The organism is Collinsella aerofaciens, assembly GCF_015552075.1.
GTDB classification, from domain to species: Bacteria; Actinomycetota; Coriobacteriia; order Coriobacteriales; family Coriobacteriaceae; genus Collinsella; species Collinsella aerofaciens_Y.
The window spans coordinates 1-8,312 of record NZ_JADNDZ010000074.1 but is presented as its reverse complement, the minus strand read 5'-3'; the positions used below and the strand labels follow the sequence as shown (position 1 = coordinate 8,312).

Sequence of the window (8,312 nt, the reverse complement as noted above, 5' to 3'; positions counted from 1 at the left end):
AGGTCGGGACCGGCCAGTAGTCGGCGGCCACGATCTCCTCCATGGCATCCACGGCGGCGCGCAGCGTATCCATAGCGGGAACGACCTCGTGTGCATACACATTGGCCTGCTCCTGACCATCGAGGGCTTCGGCCTTCTGATGCACGGCGTCGAGCGCCTTGATGGAGTCGTTGATGGTGGTGATACCGTTGCAGAGCTTGTTGAGCGTGTTCTGCTCGCACTGCATGGCGGCCTCGGCACCGGCGGCACGAATAGTCTCAAGGCCCTTAGCGACCTTGGTGGCATAGGCGGTAATGACCGGGCGATAGGTACGACGCGCCTCGCGAACCATCGTGGTGGCCTCGATGTTCATGAGCTTGTTGTACTTCTCGAGCTTGCAGTCGTAGCGGCACTGGGCCTCGGCCTTGGTCAGGACACCCGTCTCCTCAAAGAGCGCGATGGCCTTTTCGGAAACAAAGGCGGGCAGGGCGTCGGCCGTGGTCTTGTTGTTGGCAAGGCCGCGCTTCTCGGCCTCGACGGGCCACTCGTCGGAGTAGCCATCGCCGGAAAAGAGGATGCGCTGGTGGTCGGTCAGGACCTTCTTGCAGTACTCGAGCGCAGCGTCCTGGAACTTATCCTCGGGCGTACCCTCAAGCGCGTCGGCGAAGGACTTGAGCGACTTGGCCACGGCAGCATCGAGCACCAGGTTGGAGTCGGAGACGTTCTGCTCGGAACCGCAGGCACGGAACTCGAACTTGTTGCCGGTGAAGGCGAACGGGGAGGTGCGGTTGCGGTCGGTGTTGTCCTGCATCAGCTTGGGCAGGGTATCGGCGCCCAGGTCGAGCACGCCGCGCGTGGCATGGACGGAAGCCTTGCCATCGATGATCTTCTCGACGACCTCGGTAAGCTGGTCGCCCAGGAAGATGGACATAATCGCCGGAGGAGCCTCGTTGGCGCCCAGACGATGATCGTTGCCGGCCGAGGCAACGGAGGCACGCAGGAGCTCCTGATAGTTATCGACGGCCTCGATCACCGCGGTGAGGAAGACGATGAACTGCAGGTTGTCGAGCGGGGTGTCGCCCGGGTCGAGCAGGTTCTCGGACTCGGTGCCAAGCGACCAGTTGTTGTGCTTGCCCGAACCGTTGATGCCCTCAAAGGGCTTCTCGTGCAGCAGGCAGACCAAGTCGTGACGGGAGGCGATGAGCTTCATCTTCTCCATCATGACCAGATTCTGGTCGATGGCCTCGTTGACCTCGCCATAGACAGGGGCGAGCTCATGCTGGCAGGGAGCGACCTCGTTGTGCTTGGTCTTGGCGGGAATGCCAAGCGCCCACAGTTCATCGTCCAGGTCCTTCATATAGGCCGAGACGGTGGGGCGGATAGCGCCAAAGTAGTGCTCCTCGAGCTCCTGGCCCTTGCAGGGAGCAGCGCCAAAGAGGGTGCGGCCAGTGATGACCAGGTCCTTGCGCTTGCGATAAGCGTCCTTCTTGATCAGGAAGTACTCCTGCTCGTCACCCACGGAAGGAACGACCTTCTTGGGAGTCTTGCCAAACAGCGCCAAAACGCGCTTGGACTCACGCGAGAGCGCGGTCATGGAGCGCAGCAGCGGGGTCTTCTTGTCCAGGGCCTCGCCCGTGTAGGAGCAGAAAGCCGTGGGGATGCACAGGACATCGTCCTTAATGAAGGCGGGGCTAGTGGGATCCCAAGCGGTGTAGCCACGGGCCTCGAAGGTAGCACGCAGGCCGCCGTTGGGGAAGCTGGAGGCGTCCGGCTCGCCCTGGATGAGGTTCTTGCCCGTAAACTTGGTAATGGCGGTGCCGTCGTGGTTGGGCTCGAGGAAGCTGTCGTGCTTCTCGGAAGTAATGCCCGAAAGCGGCTGGAACCAGTGTGCGTAGTGCGTCGCGCCCTTGGAGATGGCCCAGACCTTCATGGCGTGGGCAACGGCGTTGGCCACATCCAGGTCGAGCGGCTCACCGTCCTCGAGGGTTGCAGCAAGGCGCTTCCAAATGTCCTTGGGGAGGTAGTCCTTCATGACTTCCTCAGAGAACACCATGGTCCCGAAGCGGTCAGTAAGTTCGGCCATACGGAACTCCCTTCGTATCGGCACCGCGTGAGAAGCGGTGTTGATTACTAACGAACGAGTCATAGATTAGGCTCGTCGTGTTTCCGCAACATTACCGTTATGTTGCTGTCACGAAACCAATCAATGAGGTTACCGCATCGCGGCGGCGTTGCCGCCCTCAACAGCCAATCAACTGTATAAATTGCAGACCTCTCCCCATGGTTTAAGGGTAGTCAATTTGGGATGGGGCTCTATTAACTGGTATTTCGCATCAGATACCAGTCTTTATAGCCCGTGTCAAAATGAGCCGCTCTGCTATAGGAAATGCCGATAGCAAGGCATCTTTGATTGGTATCCCCCAAATAGCGAGTGAAACTCCGCCGTGGCACAGTGGTGCTGTAGAATCCTTACAACACATCACACTATTACGTATCTAGAGGAGCACGATATGCGCGTCGACGAGGTTTTTAAGCAGGCAGCATCCCAGGGCACCGCACCCGTTTCGTTTGAGATGTTCCCGCCCAAGGGCGAGCTGACCCTCGACACGGCTCGCGAAGTGGCAGGCAATCTGTGCAAGCTTTCGCCGAGCTTTGTCTCGGTCACTTGTTCCGCTGGCGGCTCGGGTAACGGTGCCGCCACCGCCCCCATCGCGCATATGATTACGAGCGAATTCGATACACCCTCGGTGGCACACCTCACCTGTGTGGGCCGTACCCACGCCGATATCGCCGCCAAGATCGATGAGTACCGCACCGCCGGCGTGGAAAACGTGTTGGCCCTGCGTGGCGATCTCCCTGCCGGCGCGACCGAGGACGACAAGCCCGCCTCCGACTACGCCTACGCCCGCGACCTCATCCCCGAGCTCGTCGACGCCGGCTTTTGCGTGGGCGCCGCAGCCTACCCCGAGGGCCACATTGCCTGTGAGAACCTCAACCTCTCGGTCGAGCACCTCAAGCAAAAGCAAGACGCCGGCGCGAGCTTCTTTGTGACGCAGCTCTTCTTTGATAACGAGTGCTTCTACCGTTTTCGCGAGCTTGCCGACAAGGCCGGCATCACCGTGCCCATTACCGCGGGCATCATGCCGTTTATGGGCAAGTCGCAGATCAGCCGCATGGTCTTTATGTGCGGCGCGTCACTGCCCTCCCCCGTCATCAAGATTCTCGCCAAGTACGAGAACGACCCCGAGAGCCTGCAGGCAGCCGGTGTAGATTATGCCGCCCGCCAGCTTTGCGACCTCAAGGAGCACGGCGCCGACGGTCTGCACCTGTACACTATGAACCGTCCTGCAATCGCCGCGACCATTATGGAGCGTCTGGGGTAATGGAAAAACCGCACGTTGATACAACCGTTGTTGAAGTGCCGGCCGACCTTGCGTCGCCGGCGCTTTACCGTATCGACGCCGCCCACCACCCTCGTGTCGACCGTGCCGAGATGCTGCGGTATCTGGGCTACGGCGGCCAGCAGATTGAGCCCGAGCTGTCACGACGTATTGAGCTTGTGGTCGAGCACCTTGAGCTGGACATTGAGCCCCGTGGCGTGCGCCGCGTATTTGCCATCGATGCCACGGGCGTGGACGAGCAGGGAGAGCCTTGCATCCGTCTGGTTGGCACCAACGTTGAGTTGCAAGGTCGCGATATCTATCGCCATCTCAAAGACGCCCGCTTTGCCGCGCTCATGGCATGCACCCTCGGCATGGACGCCGAGCGTCGTCTGCGCACCACGGGAGCCCAGCAGCCCCTGGAGGGAGCCGTGCTCGACGCCGCATGCTCTGCCTATGTAGAAGCCGCCGTTGAGCAAATGGACCAGCAGGCCAAGGCTGCGGCCGCCGCACACGGACTCGCTGGCAACTGGCGCTTTAGCCCCGGCTACGGCGACTGTCCGCTTACGGCCCAGCGCTCAATCGTGGCTGCACTCAACGCCACTCGGCTCATCGGGCTTACCGTCACACCCACCAACCTGCTCATGCCCACCAAGAGCGTGACCGCGGTGATCGGTCTGTTCGACGGCGAGGTCCACGACGCCCAGAGCCGCCCCACCTGCACTATCTGCCGCATGCGCGAGCACTGTCGCTTCCGCGCCGCCCACACCACCTGCTATTCCAGCCATTAGGAGCCCTCGATGTTTACTCCGCTTATCACTCATGATCTGGACGGTACCGCGCTGGCGGCACCCGTTGATGCCGCACGCCGTAATGGCGCCACGTACAAGACGCGCACGATCGACGATCTGCGCATTAAGGACGATCGCCTGCGTGCCGCCATCGAGGGCACGGGGCACCTGCTGTTCGACGGCGGCATGGGCACCATGTTGCAGGCCGCTGGCATGAAGGCGGGCGCCCTGCCCGAGCTGCTCAACTTTGAGGAGCCCCAGGTTATCACCGATATCCAACGTCAATATGTCGAGGCCGGCTGCGACGTGATCACCGCCAACACCTTTGGCGCCAACGCGCACAAGCTCGATGGCGCCGCCACCGTGGCAGATGTCTTTGCCGCCGCCGTCGCCTGCGCCCGCGCGGCCGGTGCCCACTATGTCGCCGGCGATATCGGCCCCATCGGCGCCCTGCTGCGCCCCCTGGGCACCCTCAGCTTCGACGAGGCCTACGACCTCTTTGCCGAGGAGGTGCGCGCTGGCGTCGCCGCGGGTGTGGACCTCTTTATTATCGAGACCATGACCGACCTGGCCGAGATCAAGGCGGCCGTCCTCGCCTGCCGCGAGAACTCCGACCTGCCCGTCTTTGCCACCATGACCTTTGAGGAAGACGGTCGCACCTTCCTGGGCACGAGTCCCGAGGTTGCCGCCATCACGCTCGATGCCATCGGCGCCGACGTTTTGGGCATCAACTGCAGCCAGGGACCGGCCGAGCTCCGAGGGCTCGCCGCTCGCATGCTCACCGTTACGGGCAAGCCCGTTATGGTGCAGGCCAACGCGGGGCTGCCCCGCGTGGACGACGACGGCAACACCGTCTTTGACATCCAGGCACCCGAGTACGCCGTGGCCGTCGCCGGTATGATTGCCGACGGCGTAAGCGTCGTGGGCGGCTGCTGCGGCACCACGCCGGCGCACATGGCAGCGCTGCGCACGCTTATCGATAACCACACGCCCAGCCCGCGTCACCGCAAGCCCAGCATGTCGGTCACGAGCGCCCAAACGGTCGTGGATCTTCCCTGCGACGGCCACAAGATCGCCGTCATCGGCGAGCGCATCAACCCCACCGGCAAAAAGCGCCTGCAGCAGGCCCTGCGCGACGGCGATCTGGACTACGTGGTGAGCCAGGGCATCAGCCAGCAGGAGCAGGGTGCCGATATCCTGGACGTCAACGTGGGTCTGCCCGAAATCGACGAGGTCAAGATTATCCAACAGGCCACCGAGCAGCTCCAAGGCTCCACGCTGCTGCCGCTGCAGATCGACTCCACCGATCCCGCCGCTGTCGAGGCCGCCGTACGCCGCTATGCCGGCAAGCCCATCATCAACTCCGTCAACGGCAAGCAGCAGATCATGGATGAGATCTTCCCGCTGGTCGCCCACTATGGAACCAACGTCGTCGGCCTTACGCTCGACGAAGGCGGCATCCCCGATACCGCCGAGGCCCGCTTTGCCATCGCCGAACGCATCGTGGCCGAGGCCGCCCGCTACGGCATCGGCCCGGACCGCATCCTCATCGACTGCCTGGTCATGACCGCCTCGACCAACCAGCGTCAGGCCGAGCAGATCCTGCGCGCCATGTCTCTGTGCAAGGAGCGCTTGGGCGTCAAGTGCGCACTCGGCGTATCGAACATCAGCTTTGGCTTGCCTGCCCGCCCGCTGCTTGGCTCGGTCTTTTTGGCCGCCGCCTTTGGCGCAGGTCTGGACGCCCCCATCATGAACCCCGGTTCCAAGCGCTTTATGGACACCGTCTACAGCTATCGCGTGTTGAGCGTTGAGGATGAGGGCTCGACCGGATACATCGAGCGCTACGCCGGCTGGACCGATCCGTATAAGATCGCCGCGAACCCGGCGGCCGCTCAGTCAGCATCGCGCGATGCCGCGGCTGCCGCAAGCACTACCGCAAGCGCCGATGACGACCCCATCCGCCACATGGTCGTCTCGGGCCGCAAGGGCGAAATCGCGGCCGAAACCGAGCGTCTGCTGGCAGATCACGACGCCATGGACCTCATCAACAACCACTTTATCCCCGCCCTCGACGAGGTTGGCGTCCTTTTTGACCAGGGAAAGTTCTTCTTGCCGCAGCTCATGGCCTCAGCCGAGGCCGCGCGCGTGGGCTTCGACACCATCAAGCGCCTGATGCCCGCCGGCGAGATTGCCGACAAGGGTAAGATCTGCGTGGCAACCGTCAAGGGCGACATCCACGACATCGGTAAGAACATCGTCAAGATGCTGCTCGATAACTACGGCTACACCGTCTTTGATCTGGGTCGCGACGTCGATCCGCAGGAGGTACTCAAGACCGTACAGGAGCGTGACATTAAGCTCGTCGGCCTCTCGGCGCTTATGACCACCACCGTCGTCGCCATGGAGGAGACCATCAAGCTGCTTCATGCCGAGGTGCCGGACGTCAAGATCATCGTAGGTGGCGCCGTGCTCACCCCCGAATACGCCAAACAGATCGGCGCAGACTACTACGCCAAGGATGCCGCCGAAAGCGCGCGTATCGCCGAAGAGGTCTTTGGGCAGTAACACAACGGAAACAACCGAGCACCAAAACGTGCCGCACGCGCCACTTGGCACGTGCGGCACGTTAGAATAGATAAGACTATGCTCGTTTTGGCAGATAGGAGCGCAAGGATGGCGATCACGCCCGCAGAAATCGCGGAAACCCGCGGCATGGTTGAGGAGCAGAACCTCGACATCAGGACCATCACCATGGGTGTTTCGCTCATGGGTTGCGGCGACGAGAACCTCGACCGCATGTGCACGAAGATCTACGACCACGTGACGCACACGGCTGAGCACCTGGTCGAGACCGCCGAGAACCTCGAGCGCGAGTACGGTATCCCCATCGTCAACAAGCGCGTTTCCGTCACCCCAGTGGCGCAGATCGCCGCTTGCTGCAAGGATGAGGACCTCACCCCCATCGCGCATGCCCTCGACCGCGCGGCCGAGACCCTCGGCATCGACTACCTGGGCGGCTTCTCCGCGCTCGTCCAGAAGGGCATCGGCGACGCCGACCGCCGCGTCATCCAGTCCATCCCGCAGGCGCTCGCCACCACCAGCCGCGTCTGCTCCAGCGTCAACGTCGCCAGCCTGCGTGCCGGCATCAACATGGACGCCGTACTCATGGCTGCGCAGACCATCATCGACGCTGCTAAGCTCACGGCCGACCAGGATTCCGTCGGCGCTTCCAAGTTTGTCTGCTTTGCCAATATGGTCGAGGACTCCCCGTTTATGGCGGGCGCCGTCCACGGCGGTGGCGAGGCCGATGCCGTCATCAACGTAGGCGTTTCGGGCCCCGGCGTTATGGCCGCAGCCCTGGAGACGCTGCCCGATTCCGCATCGATGATGGAAGTCGCCGAGAAGATTAAGCAGACCGCCTTTAAGATCACCCGCGCTGGCGAGCTCATGAGCCGCGAGGCCGCCCATCGCCTGGGTGTCGAGAAGGGCATTGTCGACCTGTCGCTGGCTCCCACGCCTGCCATCGGCGATTCCGTTGCCCGCATCCTCGAGATCATCGGTGTTGGCACCTGCGGAGGCCCCGGCACGACCTGCGCGCTCGCCATGCTCAACGATGCCGTCAAGAAGGGCGGCGTCATGGCCAGCTCCAGCGTGGGTGGTCTCTCCGGCGCCTTTATCCCCGTGTCCGAGGATGCCGGCATGATCGCCGCTGTCGAGGCCGGCGCGCTTTCGCTCGAGAAGCTCGAGGCCATGACCTGCGTGTGCTCCGTCGGCCTGGACATGATCGCCATCCCCGGTGACACCCCGGTCGAGGCCATCGCCGGCATCATCGCCGACGAGATGGCTATCGGCGTCATCAACAACAAGACCACGGCCGTGCGCGTGATTCCCGCCATTGGCAAGGGCGTGGGCGACTGCGTCGAGTACGGCGGCCTGTTCGGCCGTGCGCCCATCATGCCGGTGAACCCCAACGCCGGCACCGTGCTTGCCCACCGTGGTGGACGCTTCCCGGCGCCGCTGAACTCGCTGAAGAACTAGCTGAGGGGTTCGGGCGAGGAGCCCCGGGGGAGGGCAAATATATAAGGTCGTCTGCTCGGACAGTCCTGACTCGCACGGAGAGCACATTAAGTGCTCTCCGGCTCGTGCGGAACTCGCGATCGAC

General features: G+C 62.8%; 5 protein-coding genes. 4 read left to right on the top strand and 1 reads right to left on the bottom strand.

Translation table 11 applies throughout. The annotated features are described in order from the left end of the window. Window positions 1-2,062 (bottom strand): glutamine synthetase III family protein (locus I2D41_RS05335; protein ID WP_195363795.1); only part of this gene is annotated, 2,062 nt, incomplete at its 3' end. Between the two features lie 427 nt (window positions 2,063-2,489). Here I2D41_RS05335 and I2D41_RS05330 point away from each other — a divergent pair. The 4 genes from I2D41_RS05330 to I2D41_RS05315 all read left to right on the top strand — a co-directional run bounded on the left by I2D41_RS05330 (window position 2,490) and on the right by I2D41_RS05315 (window position 8,188). Next, window positions 2,490-3,362: a methylenetetrahydrofolate reductase gene (locus I2D41_RS05330; RefSeq protein ID WP_195363794.1), complete on the top strand. Its 873-nt coding sequence runs from the start codon at window positions 2,490-2,492 to the stop codon at window positions 3,360-3,362. After that, window positions 3,362-4,150: a hypothetical protein gene (locus I2D41_RS05325; protein WP_195363793.1), complete on the top strand. Its 789-nt coding sequence runs from the start codon at window positions 3,362-3,364 to the stop codon at window positions 4,148-4,150. The genes I2D41_RS05330 and I2D41_RS05325 overlap by 1 nt, the downstream gene beginning before the upstream one ends. Before the next feature lie 9 nt (window positions 4,151-4,159). Next, window positions 4,160-6,715 (top strand): homocysteine S-methyltransferase family protein, encoded by a 2,556-nt coding sequence (locus tag I2D41_RS05320; RefSeq protein ID WP_195363792.1) that lies wholly within the window; start codon window positions 4,160-4,162, stop codon window positions 6,713-6,715. A 108-nt stretch (window positions 6,716-6,823) separates the two neighbouring features. After that, window positions 6,824-8,188: a PFL family protein gene (locus tag I2D41_RS05315; RefSeq protein WP_195363791.1), complete on the top strand. Its 1,365-nt coding sequence runs from the start codon at window positions 6,824-6,826 to the stop codon at window positions 8,186-8,188. Window positions 8,189-8,312: the final 124 nt, after the last annotated feature.